Source organism: Streptomyces sp. NPDC050161 (assembly GCF_044460025.1).
In the GTDB taxonomy this organism is placed as follows: Bacteria; Actinomycetota; Actinomycetes; order Streptomycetales; family Streptomycetaceae; genus Streptomyces.
In genome coordinates this window covers 19,189-42,268 of record NZ_JBITJM010000028.1, presented here as the reverse complement: position 1 = coordinate 42,268, position 23,080 = coordinate 19,189, and the positions used below count along the sequence as shown (strand labels likewise).

The 23,080-nt window shown below is 71.5% G+C and carries 18 protein-coding genes; 9 read left to right on the top strand and 9 right to left on the bottom strand.

Translation table 11 applies throughout. From position 1 onward, the window contains the following. Positions 1–13: 13 nt before the first annotated feature. On the bottom strand, positions 14–1,198 hold the full coding sequence (locus tag ACIBK8_RS32120; RefSeq protein WP_399045804.1) for a TadA family conjugal transfer-associated ATPase: 1,185 nt from the start codon (positions 1,196–1,198) through the stop codon (positions 14–16). Between the two features lie 123 nt (positions 1,199–1,321). Further along, positions 1,322–2,470: a septum site-determining protein Ssd gene (gene ssd / locus ACIBK8_RS32115; protein ID WP_399045802.1), complete on the bottom strand. Its 1,149-nt coding sequence runs from the start codon at positions 2,468–2,470 to the stop codon at positions 1,322–1,324. A 457-nt stretch (positions 2,471–2,927) separates the two neighbouring features. On the opposite strand from ssd, the gene ACIBK8_RS32110 reads away from it, so the two are divergent. Next, the gene (locus ACIBK8_RS32110; protein ID WP_399045800.1) at positions 2,928–3,791 is read left to right on the top strand and encodes an HAD-IB family hydrolase; all 864 of its coding nucleotides are present in this window, start codon (positions 2,928–2,930) and stop codon (positions 3,789–3,791) included. 427 nt (positions 3,792–4,218) lie between these two features. Here ACIBK8_RS32110 and ACIBK8_RS32105 read toward each other — a convergent pair whose 3' ends face one another. Then, entirely contained in the window at positions 4,219–5,073 is an 855-nt protein-coding gene (locus ACIBK8_RS32105) for an oxidoreductase (RefSeq protein ID WP_399045799.1), read from the bottom strand. Positions 5,074–5,174: 101 nt separating this feature from the next. Here ACIBK8_RS32105 and ACIBK8_RS32100 point away from each other — a divergent pair, with 101 nt between their 5' ends. After that, a complete protein-coding gene (locus ACIBK8_RS32100; protein ID WP_399045797.1) occupies positions 5,175–6,161 on the top strand; it encodes an ATP-binding protein in 987 nt (328 codons plus the stop codon). On the opposite strand, the gene ACIBK8_RS32095 is transcribed toward ACIBK8_RS32100, so the two are convergent. Further along, a complete protein-coding gene (locus ACIBK8_RS32095) occupies positions 6,142–7,464 on the bottom strand; it encodes a hypothetical protein (RefSeq protein ID WP_399045796.1) in 1,323 nt (440 codons plus the stop codon). The genes ACIBK8_RS32100 and ACIBK8_RS32095 overlap by 20 nt on opposite strands. Before the next feature lie 323 nt (positions 7,465–7,787). Here ACIBK8_RS32095 and ACIBK8_RS32090 point away from each other — a divergent pair, with 323 nt between their 5' ends. The 5 genes from ACIBK8_RS32090 to ACIBK8_RS32070 all read left to right on the top strand — a co-directional run bounded on the left by ACIBK8_RS32090 (position 7,788) and on the right by ACIBK8_RS32070 (position 15,594). Beyond that, positions 7,788–10,106 (top strand): SulP family inorganic anion transporter, encoded by a 2,319-nt coding sequence (locus ACIBK8_RS32090; protein ID WP_399045794.1) that lies wholly within the window; start codon positions 7,788–7,790, stop codon positions 10,104–10,106. A 417-nt stretch (positions 10,107–10,523) separates the two neighbouring features. Beyond that, positions 10,524–12,491, top strand: a complete 1,968-nt coding sequence (gene acs, locus ACIBK8_RS32085) for an acetate--CoA ligase (RefSeq protein WP_399045793.1) — start codon at positions 10,524–10,526, stop codon at positions 12,489–12,491. A 282-nt stretch (positions 12,492–12,773) separates the two neighbouring features. Further along, positions 12,774–14,168: a Na+/H+ antiporter NhaA gene (gene nhaA, locus ACIBK8_RS32080; protein WP_399045792.1), complete on the top strand. Its 1,395-nt coding sequence runs from the start codon at positions 12,774–12,776 to the stop codon at positions 14,166–14,168. 44 nt (positions 14,169–14,212) lie between these two features. Next, positions 14,213–14,671 carry a phage holin family protein gene (locus ACIBK8_RS32075; RefSeq protein ID WP_399045790.1) on the top strand — a complete coding sequence of 153 codons (459 nt, stop codon included), beginning with the start codon at positions 14,213–14,215 and terminating at the stop codon, positions 14,669–14,671. Further along, the gene (locus tag ACIBK8_RS32070) at positions 14,668–15,594 is read left to right on the top strand and encodes an alpha/beta fold hydrolase (RefSeq protein WP_393686670.1); all 927 of its coding nucleotides are present in this window, start codon (positions 14,668–14,670) and stop codon (positions 15,592–15,594) included. The genes ACIBK8_RS32075 and ACIBK8_RS32070 overlap by 4 nt, the downstream gene beginning before the upstream one ends. 406 nt (positions 15,595–16,000) lie before the next feature. Here ACIBK8_RS32070 and ACIBK8_RS32065 read toward each other — a convergent pair whose 3' ends face one another. The 3 genes from ACIBK8_RS32065 to nth all read right to left on the bottom strand — a co-directional run bounded on the left by ACIBK8_RS32065 (position 16,001) and on the right by nth (position 18,969). After that, positions 16,001–17,203 (bottom strand): MarP family serine protease, encoded by a 1,203-nt coding sequence (locus ACIBK8_RS32065; protein WP_399045788.1) that lies wholly within the window; start codon positions 17,201–17,203, stop codon positions 16,001–16,003. A gap of 13 nt (positions 17,204–17,216) precedes the next feature. Beyond that, complete coding sequence (locus ACIBK8_RS32060; RefSeq protein ID WP_399045787.1) at positions 17,217–17,957, bottom strand: NUDIX hydrolase; 741 nt, start codon at positions 17,955–17,957, stop codon at positions 17,217–17,219. A gap of 82 nt (positions 17,958–18,039) precedes the next feature. Next, positions 18,040–18,969 (bottom strand): endonuclease III, encoded by a 930-nt coding sequence (gene nth / locus ACIBK8_RS32055; protein ID WP_399045827.1) that lies wholly within the window; start codon positions 18,967–18,969, stop codon positions 18,040–18,042. 508 nt (positions 18,970–19,477) lie between these two features. Between nth and ACIBK8_RS32050 the strand changes: the two genes are divergently transcribed. Continuing rightward, on the top strand, positions 19,478–20,152 hold the full coding sequence (locus tag ACIBK8_RS32050) for a Crp/Fnr family transcriptional regulator (protein ID WP_006604164.1): 675 nt from the start codon (positions 19,478–19,480) through the stop codon (positions 20,150–20,152). A 201-nt stretch (positions 20,153–20,353) separates the two neighbouring features. After that, complete coding sequence (locus ACIBK8_RS32045; RefSeq protein WP_399045785.1) at positions 20,354–21,163, top strand: nucleotidyltransferase; 810 nt, start codon at positions 20,354–20,356, stop codon at positions 21,161–21,163. A 30-nt stretch (positions 21,164–21,193) separates the two neighbouring features. Here ACIBK8_RS32045 and ACIBK8_RS32040 read toward each other — a convergent pair whose 3' ends face one another. Next, complete coding sequence (locus ACIBK8_RS32040) at positions 21,194–22,024, bottom strand: MBL fold metallo-hydrolase (protein ID WP_399045784.1); 831 nt, start codon at positions 22,022–22,024, stop codon at positions 21,194–21,196. Then, positions 22,021–22,995: an NUDIX hydrolase gene (locus ACIBK8_RS32035; protein WP_399045783.1), complete on the bottom strand. Its 975-nt coding sequence runs from the start codon at positions 22,993–22,995 to the stop codon at positions 22,021–22,023. The genes ACIBK8_RS32040 and ACIBK8_RS32035 overlap by 4 nt, the downstream gene beginning before the upstream one ends. Positions 22,996–23,080 lie beyond the last annotated feature (85 nt).

The following is a 23,080-nucleotide window of genomic DNA, read 5'->3' as shown; positions in this document are numbered from 1 at the left end:
CCCGCCCCTCCCATCAGCTCCCCCGCCCCGCACCCATCACCTCCGCCCCCGCCGCACCCCGCTCGCACAGCTCCATCAGCCGCCCCCACCCGGCCTCCTCCTCGAAGCCGCCCGCACCCCAGACCGCAGCCGGCACGGTCACCACGAAGCCGTCGCGGTCCCGTTCCAGGACATGGATCTGGGCGATCCGCCGCCGCCCCTCCCGGTCGCGCACGAGATGCAGCACCACGGAGAGCGCAGCCGCCAACTGGCTGTGCAGGGCGGCCCGGTCCAGCCCGGCCGTCGACCCGAGCGCCTCCAGCCGGGCAGGGACATCACAGGCAGCATTGGCGTGCACAGTGCAACAGCCGCCCTCGTGCCCGGTATTGAGGGCCGCCAGCAGGTCGGTGACCTCGGCGCCGCGCACCTCGCCGACGACCAGCCGGTCCGGCCGCATCCGCAGCGCCTGGCGGACGAGGTCCCGCAGCGTCACCCGCCCGACGCCTTCCTGATTGGCGGGCCGGGTCTCCAGCCGCACCACATGGGGGTGGTCCGGCCGCAGCTCCGCGGAGTCCTCCGCCAACACGATCCGCTCCCCTGGGCCGACCAGCCCCAGCAACGCACACAGGAGAGTCGTCTTGCCCGAGCCCGTACCCCCACTGATCAGGAACGAGATACGGGCCGCCAGCAGCGCCGCCAGCAGCCGGTCGCCGCCCAGCGGCACCGTCCCCGCCGCGACCAGTTCCGCAAGCCCGAAGGCCCGCGGTCGCAGCACCCGGAGCGACAGACAGGTGCCGCCCACCGCCACCGGCGGCAGCACGGCGTGCAGGCGCGTACCGTCCGGCAGCCGGGCGTCCACCCACGGCCTGGCGTCGTCGAGGCGCCGCCCTGCCACCGCCGCCAGCCGCTGCGCCAGCCTGCGCACCTCGGCCGCGTCCCGGAAGCGCACGGACGTCCGCTCCAGGCCGCCGCCCCGGTCCACCCACACCTCGTCCGGCGCGGTGACGAGGACGTCCGTCACCTCCGGCGCCGCCAGCAGCGGTTCCAACGGGCCGCTGCCCACCATCTCGGACCGCAAGGCGGCCACCACACCCAGCACCTCGGCGTCTCCGAGAAGCCGCCCTTCCTCGCGCAGCGCCACCGCCACCCGTGCCGCCGTCGGCTCCGCCCCGTCCTCCGCGAGCCGCCGCCGCACCGCGTCCACCAAATTCCCGCTCATCCCCGCACCCCCTGTCCACGGCCGGGACCACAACAGCCCCGTCCGTACGCCCCGACCTCACGCCTCCCGGAAACGGCTCTCCGCCCACGGCGCGCCACCGCCGCGCCCCGGGCCCGCCCCCGCTCACCCGCGCACCCCGTCCCCGGCCCGCGCCGCACCGGCCGCCGGCCCGCTCCCGTCCGGCAGCGCCCGCTCCCAGAAGGCGGCGCAGAAGCGGGCGAGCGGCCCGCGGACCCGGGCGCCGGGCGGCACACCGCGCGGCGGATCGTCCACCAGGCCGCAATCCCACGGCAGTTCACCGGCCAGCGGCAGCTCCAGGAGGGCGGCGATCTCGTCGTCGTCCAGTCCCGGCAGTCCGCTCGGCAGCCCCCGGACGACGGCCCGCAGGTCACGCAGCGCCGCCGCGGCACCGGCCGCCACCCGCCCCGCGGCGGCCACCGCCCGCAGCTCCGCGGGCACCACCAGCAGCCCCACGTCCACTTGGGCCAGGGCCTGCGCCACCGCGTCGTCGACCCGGCGCGGCAGATCGACCACCACCACGCCACCGCGTCTGCGCGCCGCCGCCAGCACCGCCCGCATGGCGGCCGGCGGGATGGCGACCTCGGCGCCGCGATCCCAGCTGAGCACCCGTAAGGAGTGCAGCCGGGGCAGCGAGTCCTCCAGCGCCCCGGAAGCGACCCGTCCGCGCGACTCCCGGAACGCCGGCCAGCGCAGCCCCTTCTCCTTCTCGCCGCCGAGCAGCACATCGAGCCCGCCACCGAGCGGATCGGCGTCCACGAGCACGGTGCGCCGGCCCGTGCGCGCCGCGGTGACGGCCAGGGCGCAGGCGAGGGTGCTCGCACCGGCGCCGCCACAGCCGCCGATCACCCCGACGGTGAGCGCCGCGGGCCCGCTCCCTTCGACCGCGTCGGCGATCCGGTCGACCAGCCAGAGCTCGCCTCCAGGGAGCGTCACCACCCGCTCGGCACCGAGGGCGACGGCCTGCCGCCACATGTCCGTGTCGTCGGTGTCCCGCGCGACGAGTACGAGGCCCGTCCGGCGTCCCGCGTCGCGCAGCCTGGCCGCGCAGTCATCGCCGACGATCACCAGTGGCGGCTGCGCCCAGCCGTCCCTGCCCGCAGGCAGGCCGTGCGCCACCTCGGGCTGCACGTCCGCCGCCGCGCACAGCCGCAGAAGATCGTCGAGCAGTTGCTCGTCCTCGGTGATGATCAGCGGGCGGCTGCGCTCTCCGCCCGAAACCGCCGGCTGATCGGATGTCCTGGATCCAGCCACGTTCCGTCCCCCAATCGCTACACAACTCGCTCCTCCGCGAACTCGCGGACTTTTAGCGTGCAGCGATCAGGAAATCCGTGTGGATCTTGGTCAAAAACTGTGGACAACTCGCCATTGTGAATAACTCTGTCACCTATACCGGTGACTGGACAGCAACTTCTGGGGGCCTTAAGGGGCATCCGGAAAGCGACGCGACAACTACGGTGCGTGATGCGTGCTGTGCGTCAACTAAGCCTGGGCGCTGGGGAGATGTGGGATCTGCACCCCCTGTCCGACGCCGGGAAATGCGTCCGGACATGCGACGACCCCCGCCGGGGGGGAGAGCGGGGGTCGTCCCCACGGCCGACTCGGGGGGGGAGGAGCCGGACCGGGTTAGCACGGTCGCGAACGATCCGTGACTTCCATGGTGTACCCGAGAGCCTTCTCAGGCAAACCCACGCGCCCGACCTTACGCCGAATGGTGGGAGCCTATGCTCGCCTCGTGGAAAACCACTCCGTACCCCACTCGACTCCCCGTACTGCGGCGTTCTTCGACCTCGACAAGACCGTGATTGCAAAGTCGAGCACGCTGACCTTCAGTAAGTCGTTCTACCGAGGTGGCCTGATCAATCGCCGGGCCGTACTGCGCACTGCATATGCACAGTTCGTGTTCCTTGTCGGCGGCGCGGACCACGACCAGATGGAGCGGATGCGCGCCTATCTCTCGTCGCTCTGCCGCGGCTGGGATGTCGCTCAGGTCCGCGAGATCGTCGCCGAGACCCTGCACGACAGGATCGACCCGATCATCTACGACGAGGCGGCCTCCCTCATCGAGGAACACCGGGCCGCCGGCCGCGATGTGGTGATTGTTTCCACGTCGGGTGCCGAGGTCGTCGAGCCGATCGGCGAACTTCTCGGCGCCGACCGCGTGGTGGCCACCAAAATGGTCGTCGGCGATGACGGGCGGTTCACCGGCGAGGTCGCGTACTACGCCTACGGGCCGACCAAGGCCGAAGCCGTCCGGGATCTCGCCGCGTCCGAGGGCTACGACCTGGAGCGGAGCTTCGCGTACAGCGATTCCGCGACGGACGTCCCGATGCTCGAAGCGGTCGGCAACCCCTGTGCGGTCAATCCCGACCGGGCACTGCGCCGCGAGGCCGCCGCTCGGGGCTGGCCGGTGCTGTCGTTCACCCGCCCGGTGCGGCTCAAGCAGCGGCTGCCCTCGCTGTCCATGCCCGCGCGCCCCCTGGTGGTCACCGCCGTCGCGGCCGTAGGCACGGCCGCCGTCACCGCCGGGCTGGTCTGGTACGCGAACCGACGGCGCGGCCCTATCGATGCATAGCGGGAAAAGGCACGGCTTATCCCGTGACCTCGCATGATCCTTATTGCACTCATTGCCCGTCATTGAAGGCAAAAGTAAAGATCTGAGGTGAAGGGTTCCGCTTACCCGGCACCTGGAGTACAAAGGAGTCAACGGCCCGCGAGACCAAGGACCTCCGAGAGGATCACCTTAAAACGCAACACGGCCCCACGGACCGATGCATGAACGCCGGGCACCCACGCGACGCCGACCCGTCGATTACGGGCCAGCCGCACCAGGCAACGGACAAAAGATTTCCGGCCTGATGGGCATATATCGAGCACGCATGGTCACGCGGCAGACATGCCAGCGGCGGTACGGATCAGCACCTCGTACCGCCGCACCCCTTTTTGCGGGGCAGGATTTCCCGGCACCCGGTTACGCACGCGTCCCGGGCCCGGCCACAGGATCAGGCGCCGCGCTGCATCGCCTCACAGACCGCGGTGCTCTCGCGCACACCCAGTCCGACCGAGCGGCCACAGTGCGCGATCCACGCGGCGACACCATCGGGCGTGCCTGACACGTAGCCCTCCAGGGCCGCCACATAAGCCGCCCTCCCCTGTTCCGCGTGCCCGACCTCGGCCGGACAGATCGATTTCGGATCGAGTCCGCTGCCGACCAGCACCACGCGTTCCGCGGCCCGTGCGACCAGGCCGTTGTGCGAGCCGAACGGCCGCAGCGCGAGCAGTTCGCCGTGCACCACCGCGGCCGTCACCAGCGCCGGCGCCGCGCTCTCCGCGAGCAGCAGCCGCGCCAGCCCGTCCAGCCGGCCCGCGACCTCGGCGGCGTCGGGGAGCGGCAGCTCGATCAACGGCTCGTCGACCGGCTCGCCCGCGAGACGGGGCCGCCCCACGGCGTCGTCCGCCACGCCGCCGCCCGCCGCCACCAGGTGCAGACGCGCCAGCACCCGCAGCGGCGACTGCCGCCACACGTTGAGCAGCTGCCCCGCCTCGGCCGTCAGCCGCAGCGCCGCGCCGACCGTCCGCGGTTCGCCGTCCACGCCGAAGTCGGTGCGCCGCCGTACCTCTTCGAGCGCCCAGTCGGCCCCGGAGAGCGCCGCGGAACCACGGGCTCCGCGCAGCGCCGCCTCCGAGGTGACCTCCGTGCTGCGCCGCCGCATGATCCGGTGTCCGTAGACCCGGTCGACGCCCTTGCGTACGGAGTCGACGGCGTCGGCGACCCCCGGGAGCGACGCCAGGGCCGCGAGCGGATCGGCGTTCGCCTGCGGAGGTTCGGGGGTCGTGCCCCGGGTGTGTGCAGCCATGGGTCCGACCCTACGCACCAGTTGGCCGCACCCCCCGAAGGAGTGGTCTTCTTCACGCTGCGCTCTCACTCACAGCCAGAGTCCGCTTACGCTTGGTGAACATGAAGATCGCTTTCGTAGGAAAGGGCGGCAGCGGCAAGACGACCCTGTCTTCCCTGTTCATCCGCCATCTCGCGGCCTCCCGCATCCCCGTGATCGCGGTGGACGCCGACATCAACCAGCATCTGGGGGCCGCCCTCGGCCTCGACGAGGCGTCCGCCGCCTCGCTTCCCGCGATGGGCGCCCATCTCCCGTTGATCAAGGAATATCTGCGCGGCGCCAACCCCCGGATCTCCTCCGCCGAGACGATGATCAAAACCACCCCGCCCGGCGACGGCTCGCAGCTCCTGCACGTCGGCCGCGGCAATCCCGTTTATGACGCCTGTGCCCGCACGATTCCGCTCGACGACACGTCCGTACGGCTGATGGCCACCGGCCCGTTCACCGAGTCCGACCTCGGGGTCGCCTGCTACCACTCCAAGGTCGGCGCGGTCGAACTGTGCCTGAACCACCTTGTGGACGGCCGAGATGAGTACGTCGTCGTCGACATGACGGCGGGCTCGGACTCCTTCGCCTCCGGGATGTTCACCCGCTTCGACATGACGTTCCTGGTTGCCGAGCCGACCCGTAAGGGCATTGCCGTCTACCGCCAGTACAAGGAATACGCGCGGGACTTCGACGTCAGCCTGAAGGTGGTGGGCAACAAGGTGCAGAGCCCGGACGACCTCGCGTTCCTGCGCGACGAGGTGGGCGACGACCTGTTGGTGACGGTCGGCCACTCGGACTGGGTGCGGGCCATGGAAAAGGGCCGCACCGCCCCCTTCGCGCAGCTCGAAGAGGCCAACCGCCGCGCCCTCGACACCCTGCACACCACCGCGGACGCCGCCTACGGGGAGCGGGACTGGGAGCGCTACACCCGTCAGATGGTGCACTTCCACCTGAAGAACGCGGAGAGCTGGGGCAACGCGAAGACGGGCGCCGACCTGGCGGCCCAGGTCGACCCCGCCTTCGTGCTCTCCGAAGGGGCGGCTACTCCGCAGCCCGCATGACCTGCGGTTCCGCGGCGGCCGGCACCGGCGCCGCCGCTCCGGGCGCGGGCGCACCGGCCGCCGCGGCAGGGCTCCCCGGGGCGGCCGGGGAGCCGGCCGTGTACGACGCCCAGCCGTCCCGCGGAGCCTGGCCGACGTCCAGCCCGCGCAGCTTGTCGAGCACCTCCGGGTCCTGCACGTCGAGCCAGTCCGCCACCTGCTTGAAGCTGACGCAGCGCACCTCCTTCCGGGGACAGACGGTCTTGATGGTGTCCTCGACGGCCTTCATGTAGACACCGCCGTTCCAGGACTCGAAGTGGTCGCCGATGAACAGCGGGGCGCGGTTGCCCCGGTAGGCGCGGTGGAACGCCTGGATGAGGCCGTCGTGCATCTGCCGTCCCCAGGCGGCCCGCTTCGCCGGGTCGCCCTCGGGGGTGACGGACTGATTGGCGAGGAAGTTGTAGTCCATCGAGAGCGTCTCGAAGGTGCGGCCCGGCACCGGGATCTGCTGGAGCGGGAAGTCCCAGACGCCGTCGATCTTCCGGGGCCAGACCTGCAGCCCGCCGGCCGAGCTGGCGTCGTAGCGGAAGCCGCTCGCCTTGGCGGCGGGGATCAGGTTCGTCTGCCCTTCCAGGCACGGCGCCCGGCCGCCGACGAGTTCCTTGGCGTAGTCGAAGGGCAGCGGCTTCTCGTCCGTGAGCCCCGACGTGGTCCTCCAGTGCCGCACGAACGATTCGGCCTGCTCGATCTCGCTCTTCCACTCCTCGGCGGACCAGGTACCGACCCCGCCGTCGGGGCCGCAGAAGTGCCCGTTGAAGTGGGTGCCGATCTCGTTGCCGTCCTGCCAGGCGCCGCGCATCTGCCGCACGGTGTCCCTGATGCCCTGGACGTCGTTGAAGCCGATGTCCGACGCGCCGGGAGCGTGCCGCGGCGGGCGGTAGAGGCCCTTCTTGTCCGTCGGCAGCAGATAGACGCCGCTGAGGAAGTACGTCATCGTCGCGTCGTACTTCTTGCCGACCTCGCGGAAGTGCGAGAAGAGCTGCTGGCCGTCCTCGCCCGCGCCGTCCCAGGAGAACACCACGAACTGCGGGGGCCGTTCGCCCGGCCTGAGGCGCACCGGCACCGGCTGGTTCGGCTGCGCTCCGGTGTCCGCGGTCGAGCCGTCGCCGATCAGCCTGACCTGCTGGGCCTTGGGCACAGGCGCCGCCCGGCCCTTCGCGGCGCTCTGGCCCGGTGTGCGGTGCGGTGCCGTGGAGCAGCCGGCGACCGCTGCCAGCGCCATGGCCGCGACGGCCCCGGCCGTGACCCGTGATGCGGCTGCCATCAGCCACCTCATTCCTGGTGCTGCGCGCACCTTCCGAGGGATTAATCGGAAAAACTGCCCGCAAGCTTTCATATGCCGAGGAGGGTGAGGTAAGGGACGAGCCGATAATCATCACATTCACCCGATGGGTGGAATGCACGGCTCATCCGCCGGAAGAACCTTCTCCCGCTCTTTACCTGGCATTACGATTCATTTACCGATGCTTGAGAGTCACCGGAACGTCACCCACCGCGACGTCGACCGGTCGGCTCGCGTCCCGCCGCAGTACACCGCCGCCCCACGATCGCGCCCCGCGCGACCGCGTCGCCCCGGAGGAGACGGGAATGTCGCAGCTCACGAAGACGCCGCAGCCGCAACGCACGCACCATCCACACGACCCGCCGGAGGCCCGCGGGCGCACCGCGCTCCGCAGAGATTTCTCCGCCTCGATCGTCCTCTTCCTTCTCGCCGTGCCGCTCTCACTGGGCATCGCCCTCGCCACCGGCGCACCACCGCAGGCCGGCCTGGTCGCCGCGGTCGTCGGCGGCATCGTCGCCGGCCTGCTCGGCGGCGCGCCCCTCCAGGTGAGCGGTGCCGCCACCGGGCTCCTGGTCGTCACGGCCGATCTCGTCCAGCGCTTCGGCTGGCGCGCCACCTGCGCGATCACCGTGCTGGCCGGGCTCACCCAACTCGCCCTGGGTGCCTTGCGCGTGGCCCGCGCCGCGCTGGCCGTCAGCCCGGCGATCGTGCACGGCATGCTCGCCGGCATCGGCGCCACCATCGCGATCGGCCAGCTCCACGTGGTGCTCGGCGGCAGCGCGGAAAGCTCCGCCCTCGCCAACGCCCTTGCGCTTCCTGGCCAGTTGGCGCACCCGCACACCGCGGCCCTGCTGATCGGGGCGCTCACCGTCGCCGTCCTGATCGGCTGGGGGCGGCTGCCCGGACGTCTCGGGCGGCGGCTCGCCTCGGTCCCGGCCGCCCTGGTGGCCGTCCTCGCGGCCACGGCCGTCAGCGTCGGCACGGACGTCCCGCGCGTCGAACTCCCCTCCTGGCAGGCGCCGTCACTGCCCGCGCTCCCGGACGCCACGGTTCCCGCCCTCGCCGCAGCGGTGCTGACCGTGACCCTCGTCGCCGCCATGGAGTCCCTGCTGTCCGCGGTGGCGGTGGACCGGCTCGCGGTCGAGCACCCCGGCACCCCGTCCCGCCCCTCGGACCTCAACCGCGAACTGGCCGGGCAGGGCGTCGCCAACATCGTCACCGGCCTGCTGGGCGGCCTGCCGATTTCCGGCGGCGCGATCCGCGGCTCGGCGAACGTCCGCGCCGGGGCCACCGGCCGCCGCGCCACCGTGCTGCACGGCCTTTGGGTCCTGCTGTGCGCGGGCCTCTCGGCTGCCGCGCTGGAGCTGATCCCGCTGGCCGCGCTCGCCGCGCTGGTGATGCTGGTCGGCGTACGGATGGTGAGTTTCGCGCACATCCGGCATGTGCAGCGGCACCGCGAATTCCCGGTGTACGCGGCCACCTTGGGCGGCGTCGTGGCACTCGGCGTACTCCAGGGCGTCCTGACGGGCATCGCGGTCGCGGCCTTCCTGGCGCTGCGCCGGCTGACCCATACCCGCATCACGGTCCTGGAGGAGGACGGCCGCCACCGGGTGCGCGTCAGCGGCCAGTTGACGTTTCTCGCCGTGCCCCGGCTGACCCGGGCCCTGGCACTGGTCCCGGCCTGTTCGGACGTGATCGTCGAGCTGTGCGGATCCTTCATGGACCACGCCGCCTACGAAGCGCTCCAGTCCTGGTCCGCGCGGCATCGCGCGCAGGGCGGCTGGGTCACCCTCGGCGGTCGCAGCGGCCGGCCCATCGCCGAGCCCGCCGGTGCGCACGCCTGTAGCCCGTGGACACCGTGGCGCAACCACCACTGCACCCGGCCCGCCCCGGCCCGCGAGGCCGCTCCGGGCTCCAGCGGCAGCCAACTGATGGGCGGCGTGAGCGCTTTCCAGCGGCACACCGCCCCGCTGGTCCGCGAGGAATTGGCCCGGCTGGCCAGGGACGGGCAGCGGCCCACCCAGCTCTTCCTCGCCTGCTCCGACTCCCGGCTGGTCACGAGCATGATCACGTCCAGCGGCCCCGGCGACCTGTTCGCCGTACGCAACGTCGGCAACCTGATACCGCCGCCCGGCAGCGACGGCACCTGCGACTCCGTGGGCGCAGCCGTCGAGTACGCGGTGGAGGTCCTGGAGGTCGGCTCGATCACGGTGTGCGGGCATTCGGGGTGCGGCGCGATGAAGGCACTGCTCACGACGCCGGACGAGGCGCCCCCGGGGCCGGAAGCGCCGGCTCTCGACCCCACCGCGCTCGCCCGCTGGCTGCGGCACGGCAGGCCGAGCCTGGAGCGCATGCGGGCCGCGTCCGACCGCCCGGACGAGGACGAAGTCAGCCTGGCCGAGCGCCCGGTGGCGGACGATCACGAACGGCTCGCGCTGGTCAACGTCCGCCAGCAGCTCGATCACCTGAGGGCGCACCCCTGCGTGGCCCGCCGCGTGGCCGAGGGCACGCTCGCCCTGCACGGCATGTACTTCCACGTCGGCGAGGCGCAGGCGTACGTCCTGGACGAGGCGTCCGGCCGGTTCTCCGCCGTACGCGCGGAGGCGGCGCCGGTGACGGTCTGACCCGCGGCCTCCAGGAGGCAAGGGCCCGCGAGCGACCACCCGGCCCTCATCCGTGATCAACGGCTCGCGAACATCCGGACAATCTACGGCTCGAAAAGGAAGTACTCGGCACCCACGCAATCCGTACCGAACGCGTCAGATGGCGAGCGCCACGGGCCCCGCTCGTCGGTGGCGCCCGGAACAGCAGCGCCCCCGGGATGTGCGCCGGGGGCGCGCGGCCCCGGCACCGCGACACGTCCACGTCAAGACGGATCTGTACCAACCGATCAGTTAGTGCCAGGATCGGAAGGGGTTGACCAACTCCCCGTGATCATTGAGCATTCGGTCTATTGGTCTATACCACCTGCGATGTACCGGGAGCCGAGACATGGACAAGCGTCCTTCCCTCTCCGTTTTGCTCAAGAAGGAGACGGAAGCATGAGCGAGCACTCTTCCCTCTCCAACCTGCTCAAGGAGGAACGGCGGTTCACACCTCCCGCCGAACTGGCAGCGAACGCCAACGTCACGGCAGCGGCCTACGAACAGGCCGCTGCGGACCGGCTGAGCTTCTGGGCCGAGCAGGCGAAGCGCCTGTCCTGGGAGACCGCGCCCACTCAGACGCTCGACTGGTCCAACGCACCCTTCGCGAAGTGGTTCGCCGACGGCAAGCTCAACGTCGCGTACAACTGCGTGGACCGGCACGTGGAGAACGGCCTGGGCGACCGGGTGGCCATCCACTTCGAGGGCGAGACCGGCGACAGCCGTTCGCTCACCTACGCCGACCTGCAGCGCGAGGTCTCCAAGGCCGCCAACGCGCTGATCGAGCTGGGGGTGAGGACCGGCGACCGCGTCGCCGTCTACATGCCGATGATCCCGGAGACGGTCATCGCCATGCTGGCCTGCGCCCGTCTGGGCGCCCCGCACTCGGTGGTCTTCGGCGGCTTCTCCGCGGACGCGCTGGCCACCCGCATCCAGGACGCCGACGCCCGCGTCGTGATCACCGCCGACGGCGGCTACCGCCGCGGCAAGCCCTCCGCGCTCAAGCCGGCCGTCGACGAGGCGCTGACCAAGCCCGGTACGGAGAACGTCCGCAACGTCCTGGTCGTGCGGCGCACCGGCCAGGACGTCGCGTGGACCGAGGGCCGGGACGTGTGGTGGCACGACACCGTCGAGCGGCAGAGCGAGCAGCACACCCCCGAGGCGTTCGACGCCGAGCACCCGCTGTTCATCCTCTACACCTCCGGTACGACGGGTAAGCCCAAGGGCATCCTGCACACCACCGGCGGCTACCTCACGCAGGTGGCTTACACCCACCACGCCGTCTTCGACCTCAAGCCGGAGACCGACGTCTTCTGGTGCACCGCCGACGTCGGCTGGGTGACCGGCCACTCGTACATCGCGTACGGACCGCTCGCCAACGGCGCCACCGAAGTGCTCTACGAGGGCACGCCCGACACCCCGCACCAGGGCCGCTGGTGGGAGATCGTGCAGAAGTACGGCGTGACGATCCTCTACACCGCGCCGACCGCGATCCGCGCCTGCATGAAGTGGGGCGACGACATCCCGGCGAAGTTCGACCTGTCGTCACTGCGCGTCCTGGGGTCGGTCGGTGAGCCGATCAACCCCGAGGCGTGGATGTGGTACCGCAAGCACATCGGTGCCGACGCGGCGCCGATCGTCGACACCTGGTGGCAGACCGAGACCGGCGCGATGATGCTCAGCCCGCTGCCCGGTGTCACGGCGACCAAGCCCGGTTCGGCGCAGGTGCCGCTGCCCGGCATCGCGGCGACCGTCGTCGACGACGACGCCCACGAGGTGCCCGACGGCGCCGGCGGCTACCTCGTGCTGACCGAGCCGTGGCCGTCCATGCTCCGCACCATCTGGGGCGACGACCAGCGCTACCTCGACACGTACTGGTCGCGCTTCGAAGGCAAGTACTTCGCGGGCGACGGCGCCAAGAAGGACGAGGACGGCGACATCTGGCTGCTCGGCCGGGTGGACGACGTGATGCTGGTGTCCGGCCACAACATCTCCACCACGGAGGTGGAATCGGCGCTGGTCTCGCACCCGAAGGTCGCCGAGGCCGCGGTCGTCGGGGCCACCGACCCGCAGACCACCCAGGCCATCTGCGCCTTCGTGATCCTGCGCGGCACCGCGAGCGCCGACGACGAGGGCCTGGTCGACGAGTTGCGTGCGCACGTCGCCCAGCAGCTCGGCCCGATCGCCAAGCCCAAGCGAATCATGCCGGTCGCCGAGCTGCCCAAGACCCGCTCCGGCAAGATCATGCGCCGGCTGCTCCGGGACGTCGCGGAGAACCGCGACCTCGGCGACGTCAGCACCCTCACCGACTCCTCCGTCATGGACCTGATCCAGGCGAAGCTGCCGGGGGCGTCGAGCGAGGACTGAGCACCGGGCCCGGCGGGGCCCGTCAGACACCACACCCGCACAGCCCCAGGGGCACCGGCAGACGGCCGGTGCCCCTGCGGCGTCTCCGGAGACGGCCACCCGGCCCGCCAGCCGGATACCCGGTATGCCCTTAAAGTGAGAATCACTCACTAGCCCCTTGTGCGCGCCAGGTAAAGTGGCAAACGCGTCAACGAAACGCAAAGAAACTCAGGGTGCGCCGGGAAGTCTGGTCGGCAACTGCAACAGCCGTACTCAGCTGCCGAAAGCCCGGAGGTCACCCGCGTGAACGCCCCCCGCAACCGCCGCACCCCCTTCCTCGGGCGCATACCCCTGCCCGAGCGGAACTTCATCGCCGAAGCCCTGCGCGCCGAAACCGTGGGCGGAGTGCTCCTCCTCGTCGCCGCCGTCGCGGCCCTCATCTGGGCCAACACCGCAGGCGGCAGCTACGAAGCGATCCGCGGCTTCCACCTCGGACCCGCCGCCATCGGTCTGGACCTCTCGATCCAGCACTGGGCCGCGAACGGCCTGCTCGCCGTCTTCTTCTTCGTCGCCGGCATCGAGCTCAAACGCGAACTGGTCGCCGGTGAACTGCGCGACCCCAAGGCCGCCGCCCTCCCGGTGATCGCCGCGATCTGCGGCATGGCGATGCCCGCCATCGTCTACACCGTCGTCAACACCATCGGCGGCGGCTCCCTGGACGGCTGGGCCGTCCCCACCGCCACCGACATCGCCTTCGCGCTGGCCGTACTCGCCGTGATCGGCACCTCCCTGCCGTCCGCGCTGCGCGCCTTTCTGCTCACCCTGGCCGTCGTCGACGACCTCTTCGCCATCCTCATCATCGCGATCTTCTTCACCTCGAAGATCAACTTTCTGGCCCTCGGCCTCGCCGTCGCCGGCCTGGTGCTCTTCTACGTCCTGCTGCGCAAGGGCGTCCGCGGCTGGTACGTCTACGTGCCGCTCGCGCTGGTCATCTGGGCGCTGATGGAGAACAGCGGAGTGCACGCCACCATCGCCGGTGTCGCGATGGGCCTGATGCTGCGCTGCACCCGGCGCGAGGGCGAAGCGCACTCCCCCGGCGAGCACATCGAGCACCTGGTGCGCCCCCTGTCGGCCGGCCTCGCCGTACCGCTCTTCGCCCTCTTCTCCGCCGGTGTGTCCGTCTCCGGCGGCGCCGTCCACGAGGTCTTCACCCGGCCCGAAACGCTGGGCGTGGTCCTCGGCCTGGTCGTCGGCAAGGCGCTCGGCATCTTCGGCGGCACGTGGTTCACCGCCCGCTTCACCAAGGCCGAACTCAACCCCGACCTCAGATGGCCGGACGTCTTCGCCGTCGCCGCGCTGGCCGGCATCGGCTTCACGGTCTCCCTGCTGATCGGCGAACTGGCCTTCGCCACGGACCTGGCGCTGGCCGACGAGATCAAGGCATCCGTCCTGATCGGCTCACTGATCGCCGCCGTGTTCGCCGGCATCCTCCTCAAGCTCCGCAACGCCAAGTACCGGAAGCTGTGCGAGGACGAGGAGCGCGACGAGGACCAGGACGGCATCCCCGACATCTACGAAATGGACAAGCCGGAGTACCACCTGAGGATGGCCGCGATCCTCGAATCGAAGGCCGCCGAACACCGGCGGCTTGCCGAAGTGGCCTCCGGCGCAGCCCACGGAGACGATGGTCCGGCATGATCTGAGAGGCTTTGCTTCCGGCAGCAGACAAGAGGGAGACGGCGATGAGTTCAGCCGATGACGGCGCAGACCGCAGCCTCGGGCAGTTGGTGGCGGCGGCCACCGCCGAGATGTCCGCACTCGTGCACGACGAGATCGCGCTGGCCAAGGCCGAGTTGCGGCAGGACGCCAAGCGGGCGGGCATCGGCGGAGCCGCGTTCGTCGTGGCGGGCGTACTGGCGCTCTTCGCCCTCCCGGTGCTGAGCTTCGCCGCGGCCTACGGCATCCACAACCTCGGCCTCGGGCTCGCCTGGTCGTTCCTGATCGTCGGTGGCGCCTTCCTGGTCATCGCGACGCTGCTGATCCTCATCGCACTCGCGAAGGTCAAGAAGATCAAGAAGCCGGAGAAGTCCATCGCGGCGGCCAAGGAGACGGCGGCCGTCCTCCAGAAGGCCAAGCCGCATCCGCGCACGGCGCCGGCGGAGCACCCGGTCCTGGAGTCTGTGACACGCTCGTCGGTATGACAGCCGCCGACAGCACCACTTCGGTCGTACAGCCCGACGGGCCCTGGTCACACCGGGACGTCGCGGCGAACGGCGCCCGTTTCCACATCGCGGAGATGGGCGAAGGACCGCTGGTACTGCTGCTGCACGGCTTCCCGCAGTTCTGGTGGACGTGGCGGCATCAACTCCCCGCGCTCGCCGACGCGGGGTACCGGGCGGTCGCGATGGACCTGCGCGGCGTCGGCGGCAGCGACCGCACCCCGCGCGGCTACGACCCCGCCAACCTCGCGCTCGACGTCACCGGAGTCATCCGGTCCCTGGGCGAGCCGGACGCCGCCCTGGTCGGCCACGACCTGGGCGGCTATCTGGCGTGGACGGCGGCCGTGATGCGGCCCAAGCTGGTGCGCCGGCTCGCCGTGTCGTCGATGCCGCACCCGCGCCGCTGGCGCTCGGCGATGCTCGCCGACGTCAAACAGAGCAGGCGCAGTTCGCACATCTGGAACTTCCAGCGCCCCTGGCTGCCCGAGCGGGCGCTGCTCGCCGACGATGCCGCGCTGGTGGGGCAGATGATCAGGGACTGGTCGGGCCCGCAGCCTCCGCAGGAGGACGCGGTGGCGGTCTACCAGCGGGCGATGAGCATCCCGTCGACGGCGCACTGCGCGATCGAGCCGTACCGCTGGATGGTGCGCTCGATGGCCCGCCCGGACGGCCTGCAGTTCAACCGCCGCATGAAGATGCCGGTACGGGTGCCGACGCTGCATCTGCACGGCTCACTCGACCCGGTGATGCGCACCCGCAGCGCGGCCGGTTCCGGCGCGTACGTCGAGGCCCCCTACCGCTGGCGGCTCTTCGACGGACTCGGCCACTTCCCGCACGAGGAGGACCCGGTGGCGTTCTCCTCGGAGCTGATCAACTGGCTGCAGGACCCCGAACCGGACCGGTGACCTCCCGGCCGCCCGTCGGCCCCCCAGGAACGCTCCCGGAGCACCCGGCGCACCGCGGACGAACGTACGTCTGACGAACAGCCACTTGCCTGACGCATAGGCCAATTGGCGGGTCTCCCGGAGGTTACGGACCTTGGGGCAGGGGCAGAGTCGAGGGTATGGGCTGGACGCACGACTACCGTGACGTGGCAAGCAACCGCCGCAGCAGTGCCGCTGCGGTGGGCACTCGGGACAAGGGCACTCCGGACCTCAGGCCCGGTGATCCCTCCGACCCCGCGCACCCGATGGGGATTCCGCGCATCCTGCGCCGCAGAGCGCGCTGGATGGGCGCACGCCTCCGCCATACCCGCAGCTGAGCCGCGCGGGGCGGCGGGCGCGCACTGCGCACCCACCACCCCTGGGCGCCTCAGATCGCGCAGCCCTGGCTGTCGACCTGCTGATGCCCGGCTGCCCGGCCCTTGACGACGTCCTCCCGGACCTCGTCAGCGGTGAGGGCGTAGCCGGTCTGGGCATCGTCGAGGGACTTGGCGAACACCACTCCGTAGACCTCGCCGTTCGGCGTGAGCAGCGGGCCTCCGGAGTTGCCCTGCCGCACCGTGGCGTACAGGGAGTACACATCGCGGCCGACCGTGCCCCGGTGGTAGATGTCCGGGCCGTTGGCCTGGATACGGCCGCGGATACGGGCCGCGCGGACGTCGTAGCCGCCGTTCTCCGGGAAGCCCGCGACGATGGCGCTCTTGCCGCTGCTCGCTTCCTTGCCTGCGAACCGCAGCGGGGGCGCGTCCAGCGCGGGCACGTCGAGGACCGCGATGTCCCGCTTCCAGTCGTAGAGCACGACCTTGGCGTCGTACGTGCGTCCCTCGCCGCCCACCTGGACGGTCGGCTCACTCACGCCGCCGACGACGTGGGCGTTGGTCATCACGCGGTGCGAGGAGAAGACGAAGCCGCTGCCTTCGAGGACCTTTCCGCAGCTGGGCGCCGTGCCGACGACCTTGACGATGCTGTGCTTGGCCTCCGACGCGACCGGGCCGGAGGCCAGCTGCGGGTCGGGGGCCGGCACGGAGGTGATCTGCTCGTTGGAGAACGGGGTGAAGACCTGCGGGAAGCCGTTCTGCGCGAGGACCGAGGAGAAGTCGGCGAACCAGGTGCCGGCCTGTTGCGGCATCACCCGCGAAACCCCCAGCAGCACCTTGGAGTTGCGGACCTCCTTGCCGAGCGTCGGCAGGGATGTGCCGGCCAGCGCGGAGCCGATCAGCCAGGCCACCAGCAGCATCGCCAGGACGTTGACCAGCGCGCCGCCGGTCGCGTCCAGCGCTCGCGCGGGTGACCAGGTGATGTGGCGGCGCAGCTTGTTACCCAGATGGGTGGTGAGCGCCTGGCCCACCGACGCGCACACGATCACGATGGCGACCGCCGCGATGGCCGCGAAGGTGCCGGGTGTGGCGTCCTCGGTGATCTCGTTCCAGACCACGGGCAGCAGGTAGACCGCGACCAGACCGCCCCCGAGGAAACCGAGCACGGACAGGATGCCGACGACAAAGCCTTGCCGATAACCGACGATCGCGAACCACACGGCGGCGACCAGCAACAGAATGTCCAGGACGTTCACGCCGGACACCGTCTCACGCGCGCCAGTCGAGTGGGACCTGCTTGTCAGAGTCCCACGGAATCTCCCAGCCCGAATAATGCAGGAGCCGGTCGATGACTCCGGCGGTGAAACCCCAGACCAGAGCGTTCTCGACGAGGAACGCCGGGCCGATGTGGCCGCTGGGGTGGCGGGTCGTCACGCGGTGCGCCGGATCCGTGAGATCCGCCACGGGAACCGTGAACACCCGTGCGGTCTCCGCCTGGTCGACCGCGCCGACCGGGGTGGGGTGGCGCCACCAGCCGAGGACCGGCGTCACAACGAACCCGCTGACCGGGATGTAGAGCCGCGGCAGTACGCCGAACACCTGGACACCCGAAGGGTCGAGCCCGGTCTCCTCCTGGGCCTCGCGCAACGCGGCACGCACCGGGCCGCGGCCCTCCGGATCGCCGTCCTGGGGATCCAGGGCACCACCGGGGAAGGACGGCTGTCCGGCATGCGAACGGAGGGTGCCCGCACGCTCCATGAGCAGCAGCTCGGGGCCGCGTGCGCCGTGGCCGAAGAGGATCAGCACGGCGGACTGCCGGCCGCCGCTCTCCGGCGGCAGGAAGCGGCTGAGCTGGCGCGGTTCGATCGTGCCGGCCGCGCGGGCGACCGGGGCCAGCCATTCCGGCAGCCCTTCGACGCTCACCACGGCCGCCGGGCCGTCCGCGGCGGGGCCGAGCGCCGTGCCCCTGCTGTCCGTCTTCTCGCCGCACTGCTCCCGTGCACTCGTCATACGCGCCCCCTCAGGCCCTGGCTTCGGTGGTCGGTCCCCGGTGCGGTTGCCGCTGCCGCTCCTGCGGTCGTGACGGTAGGCGTCATGAGGCCGCCAACGGGGGTGCGGGCCGGCCCGGATAGCCGGCCGGCGGGTTCAGACGCTGACCCGGCTGACCGCCCAATTCGTACTTGAGCAGCTTCTTCGCCTTCTCCGGGTCGGTCTCGCCCTCGCCGTACGACGGGCACAGCGGGGCGATGCCGCAGGCGCCACAGGCGGGCTTGCGGGAGTGGCAGACGCGGCGGCCGTGGAAGACGACGCGGTGCGAGAGCATCGTCCACTCGCTCTTGGGGAAGATCTCGGCGATCTCCGCCTCGACCTTCACGGGGTCTTCCTGGGTGGTCCAGCCGAAGCGGCGCACCAGGCGGCCGAAGTGGGTGTCCACGGTGATGCCCGGGACGCCGAAAGCGTTGCCGAGCACGACGTTGGCGGTCTTGCGGCCGACGCCGGGCAGCGTGACGAGGTCATCGAGCCGTCCGGGCACCTCGCCCCCGAAGCGGTCCCGCAGCGCGGTCGACAGGCCGATGAGCGACTTCGCCTTGGCGCGGAAGAAGCCCGTCGGGCGGATCAGCTCCTCCAGCCGCTCCGGGTCCATCGCCGCCATGTCCTCCGGGGTGGGGCAGACGGCGAACAGGCCGGGGGTGGTCTGGTTGACCCTCAGGTCGGTGGTCTGCGCCGAGAGCACCGTCGCGACCAGCAGCTCGAAGGGGTTGGTGAAGTCCAACTCCGGGTGGGCGTACGGGTACAGCTCGGCCAGCTCACGGTTGATCCGCCGGGCCCTGCGGACCATGGCCGTCCGCGATTCCGGCTTGCGCGCGGGCGTCTTCTTCGCGGGTGCCTTCGCCGCGGTCTTCTTCGGGGCGGCCTTCTTCGCCGTCGTCTTCTTGGCCGCCGTCGTCTTTGCCGCCGTCTTCTTGGCCGCGGGCTTCTTCGCGGTGCTCTGCTGCGGGGCCGACTCCTGGGCAGCCGTCACGGCGGTTGTCTCCTTCGTCGCCTTTGCGGGGTTCTGCTTCACGACGGCCTTCTTCCGTACCGAGTTCGCTGCCGGCTTCCCTGCCGGCCCGGCCGTCGGATTCCCGCCGGCCTCACCTTCGGCGTATGCGCCGGATCCACCGTCCGCCCCGACGAGCCGCACCCCCGCGGCATCGCCTTCCGGACGGGCACCACCCCGGCGGGCACTTTGGGACCTTTGTTCACATTCGGGCCGCGGGCGGGGCGGGCGTTCGCCCACAGCGGAATCGCATTCTGCGGTCACTCGCTCAGCCCCTCGTCCCGTGCTCTCACCGGCGTGTTGGACACTCGGCCAGACTAAGGCCACCCACTGACATCCGGCCCGATCACCATGATTCGCCACCCCAATCGGCCCCCTGCCGTAGGGCTCGGGCCACGGGTCCGGCAAACTTGTGATTGATCGCACTGTTTTGCATTCCGGCATGATGGGGACCACAGTCCCTCGGAGCATGTCGACAAGGAGAGAACTCGTGGACGACGTTCTGCGGCGCGCACCGCTCTTTGCGGCGCTCGACGATGAGCAGGCGGCCGAGCTGCGCGCCTCAATGGGAGAGGTCACGCTCGCTCGCGGCGACGCCCTGTTCCACGAAGGGGATCCCGGCGACCGCCTGTACGTGGTCACCGAGGGCAAGGTGAAGCTGCACCGCACTTCCCCGGACGGCCGGGAGAACATGCTCGCCGTCCTGGGCCCCGGAGAACTGATCGGTGAGCTCTCGCTCTTCGACCCGGGCCCGCGCACGGCCACCGCATCCGCCCTGACCGAGGTCAAGCTCCTCGGCCTGGGCCACGGCGACCTTCAGCCCTGGCTCAACGCCAGGCCCGAGGTGGCGACCGCCCTGCTGCGCGCCGTCGCCCGCCGCCTGCGCAAGACCAACGACCAGATGTCCGACCTGGTCTTCTCCGACGTACCCGGCCGGGTGGCGCGGGCCCTGCTGGATCTGTCGCGCCGCTTCGGCGTGCAGTCCGAAGAGGGCATCCACGTCGTGCACGACCTGACGCAGGAGGAGCTGGCCCAGCTGGTGGGCGCCTCCCGCGAGACGGTCAACAAGGCGCTCGCGGACTTCGCCGGCCGTGGCTGGCTACGCCTGGAGGCCCGCGCCGTGATCCTGCTGGACGTCGAGCGGCTGGCCAAGCGCTCCCGCTGACGCCCGCACAGGGCCCCCGCGGCCCGTACGCCGCCGTGGCGCAGGCCCGGGATCATTACCGGCGCGTAGCGTCCCGTCCGGCCGCTCAGCGCCCGTACGCGGCGTTGCATCTGCAAGGGAAGGGCCCCGCTCCGGCGGGGCCCTTCGCCGTACGCCCGTAAAGCGCTGGCTCCCCTCCTGGCCCGTCGGCATAGTGGCGCCATGAGTGACGGCAGGGGATTGGACCGGGACGGCTGCTTCCTCCGGGAAGGGGCGCTCGACCGGGTGGCCCCGGAGTTCGCGCCTGTCGTGACGGCGGCGCGGGACGGGATCACCGCGCGCTTCGGGCCCGCCCTGCTGCACAGCGCGTACCTCTACGGCAGCATCCCGCGCGGCACGGCCGTCCCCGGGGTCTCCGATCTCGACCTGCTGCTCGCGCTGCGCGCCGGGCCCACCCCGGAGGACCGGACGGCAGCGGACGCCCTGGAGGCGGAGCTGGATGCCGCCTTCCCGCAGATCGACGGCGTGGGAATCCTGCTGTTCGGCGTCGACCGGTTGCTGAGCGATCTGGAGCGGCACGACATGGGCTGGTTCGTCGCCTGCCTGTGCACCCCGTTGTCGGGCCCCGACCTCGCCGGGCGGCTGCCCCGTTACCGCCCCACTCCGCTCCTGGCGAGGGAGACCAACGGCGACTTGTTCCGCCTGCTGCCCGGTCTGCGGCGCAAGGCCGCCGGGGCATCGAGCGGTGCCGAGCGCCGGCGGCTGACCCGGAGTACCGCGCGCCTGCTGGTACGCGCCGGGTTCACGCTGGTGATGCCGCGCTGGGGCGGCTGGACGAGCGATCTCGCCGAGTCGGCCGAGGTGTTCGGCCGCTACTACCCGGCGCACGCGCAGCAGATGCGCGCCGCCGCCCGCGCTGCCCGCGCGCCCGATGACCATCCGCACCTGCTGGACGAGCTGCTGGAGGGCCTGGCCCCCTGGCTCGCGGCCGAGTACCTGGCCGTCCACGGTCCGAAGGCACCCCGCCCGTAAACGCTCGGCGGCCCCAGGAGTCCCCCCGGTTCAGATCAACCCGTGCTCCCCCAGGTAGTCCAGCTGCGCCCGCACCGACAGCTCGGCCGCCGGCCACAGGGAGCGGTCGACGTCCGCGTAGACGGCGGCGACGACCTCGGCCGGGGTGCGGTGCCCGCTCTCGACGGCGGTCTCCACCTGGGCCAGCCGGTGGGCGCGGTGCGCCAGGTAGAACTCCACCGCCCCCTGGGCGTCGTTGAGCACCGGTCCGTGGCCGGGCAGGACGGTGGTCACGCCGTCGTCGACGGTCAGGGAGCGGAGCCTGCGCAGCGAGTCCAGGTAGTCGCCGAGCCGCCCGTCGGGATGGGCCACCACTGTGGTGCCCCGGCCCAGGATGGTGTCCCCGGTGAGGACGGCGGCATCGGCGGGGAGGTGGAAGGACAGCGAATCGGCGGTGTGCCCCGGGGTGGGCACGACGCGCATCTCCAGGCCGCCCGTGGTGATCACGTCGCCGGCTTCGAGCCCTTCGTCCCCGAGACGCAGCGCCGGATCGAGGGCCCTGACGTCCGTACGGGTCAGCTCGGCGAACCGGACCGCCCCTTCGGCGTGGTCGGGATGGCCGTGCGTCAGGAGGGTCAGCGCGACCCGCTTACCTGCCTGTTCGACGGTGTTTATGACGGCCCTGAGGTGCCCGTCGTCGAGCGGCCCCGGGTCGATGACGACGGCCAGGGGGGAGTCCGGTTCGGCGACGATCCAGGTGTTGGTGCCGTCCAGGGTCATCGCCGAGGGGTTGGGCGCCAGGACGCACCGGGCGCGGGCGGTGGCAGGTCCCGCGATGACGCCGCCGCGGGGCTGTCCGGGGAGGGCTGCTGCATCGGTCATGCGGTGGTTCCTCCTGAGGGGCGGCGGTCTCCTGCGGGTCCTCCGGGGCCGTCGGTGTCCCCGGAGGCGGCCCCGTTCTCCCTTGGGCCTGCGGCGCGACCGCTCTCCGTCTGCGGGACGTACTTGGTGAATTCGTCGTGGCCCGGCCAGCTCAGCTCGATCCCGCCGGCCACCGGGCGGGCGCGGGCCAGCACCGGCGCCAGGTCCCGCTGCCCTGCCGCGCCCAGCGCGTCGGCCGCGGTGGGGTACGGCTCCAGGGAGCGCAGCGTGGAGATGGTCGGCGGCATCATCAGCAGGTCGCCGCGGTCGTAGCCGGCGGCGGCCTCCGCCGGGCGGATCCACACCGTGCGGTCCGCTTCCGTGGACACGTCCCGGGTGCGCTGGCCCTCGGGCAGCGCGGCGACGAAGAACCAGGTGTCGTAGCGCCGCGGTTCGAACTCCGGGGTGACCCAGCGGGCCCACGCCCCCAGGAGGTCGGAGCGGAGCACCAGGCCGCGGCGTTCCAGGAAGTCGGCGAAGGACAGCTCGTGGGCGACCAGCGCCGCGCGGTCGGCCTCCCAGTCGTCGCCCGTGGTGTCCGCGACGACCGTCCCGGCCGACGGCCCGGCGAGCAGCACCCCGGCCTCTTCGAACGTCTCGCGCACCGCGGCGCAGACGATGGCCTGCGCGGCGGCCGGGTCGGCCCCCATCCGTGCGGCCCATGCGGCGCGCGAGGGACCGGCCCAGGAGACGGGACGTTCATCGCGCGGATCCACGGAGCCGCCCGGATACGCGTACGCGCCTCCGGCGAAGGTCATGGAGGCGCGTCTGCGCAGCATGTGCACGGTGGGGCCGCCGGTGCCTGAGTCCCGCAACAGCAGGACGGTCGCGGCCCGCCGGGGCTCGGCAGGGGTCAGCTCGCCGTTCGCGAACGCCCGGATGAGGTCCGGCCACTCCGGCGGATACCACTGGCCATTGGTCGTCGACGACATGGCCGGATGCTATGCGCTCACGCGCGGATGTTCGAGGGCCTCTTTTCGGCACCCCGCCCGGCCGTGCCCCGGGGCGGCCGTCGAG

Coding starts and splice junctions, on each gene's coding strand:
- ACIBK8_RS32120 (WP_399045804.1), bottom strand. CDS start 1,198: ATGAGCGGGAATTTGGTGGACGCGGTGCGGCGGCGGCTCGCGGAGGAC.
- ACIBK8_RS32110 (WP_399045800.1), top strand. CDS start 2,928: ATGGTGGGAGCCTATGCTCGCCTCGTGGAAAACCACTCCGTACCCCAC.
- ACIBK8_RS32105 (WP_399045799.1), bottom strand. CDS start 5,073: ATGGCTGCACACACCCGGGGCACGACCCCCGAACCTCCGCAGGCGAAC.
- ACIBK8_RS32100 (WP_399045797.1), top strand. CDS start 5,175: ATGAAGATCGCTTTCGTAGGAAAGGGCGGCAGCGGCAAGACGACCCTG.
- ACIBK8_RS32095 (WP_399045796.1), bottom strand. CDS start 7,464: ATGGCAGCCGCATCACGGGTCACGGCCGGGGCCGTCGCGGCCATGGCG.
- ACIBK8_RS32090 (WP_399045794.1), top strand. CDS start 7,788: ATGTCGCAGCTCACGAAGACGCCGCAGCCGCAACGCACGCACCATCCA.
- acs (WP_399045793.1), top strand. CDS start 10,524: ATGAGCGAGCACTCTTCCCTCTCCAACCTGCTCAAGGAGGAACGGCGG.
- ACIBK8_RS32075 (WP_399045790.1), top strand. CDS start 14,213: ATGAGTTCAGCCGATGACGGCGCAGACCGCAGCCTCGGGCAGTTGGTG.
- ACIBK8_RS32070 (WP_393686670.1), top strand. CDS start 14,668: ATGACAGCCGCCGACAGCACCACTTCGGTCGTACAGCCCGACGGGCCC.
- ACIBK8_RS32060 (WP_399045787.1), bottom strand. CDS start 17,957: ATGACGAGTGCACGGGAGCAGTGCGGCGAGAAGACGGACAGCAGGGGC.
- ACIBK8_RS32045 (WP_399045785.1), top strand. CDS start 20,354: ATGAGTGACGGCAGGGGATTGGACCGGGACGGCTGCTTCCTCCGGGAA.
- ACIBK8_RS32040 (WP_399045784.1), bottom strand. CDS start 22,024: ATGACCGATGCAGCAGCCCTCCCCGGACAGCCCCGCGGCGGCGTCATC.
- ACIBK8_RS32035 (WP_399045783.1), bottom strand. CDS start 22,995: ATGTCGTCGACGACCAATGGCCAGTGGTATCCGCCGGAGTGGCCGGAC.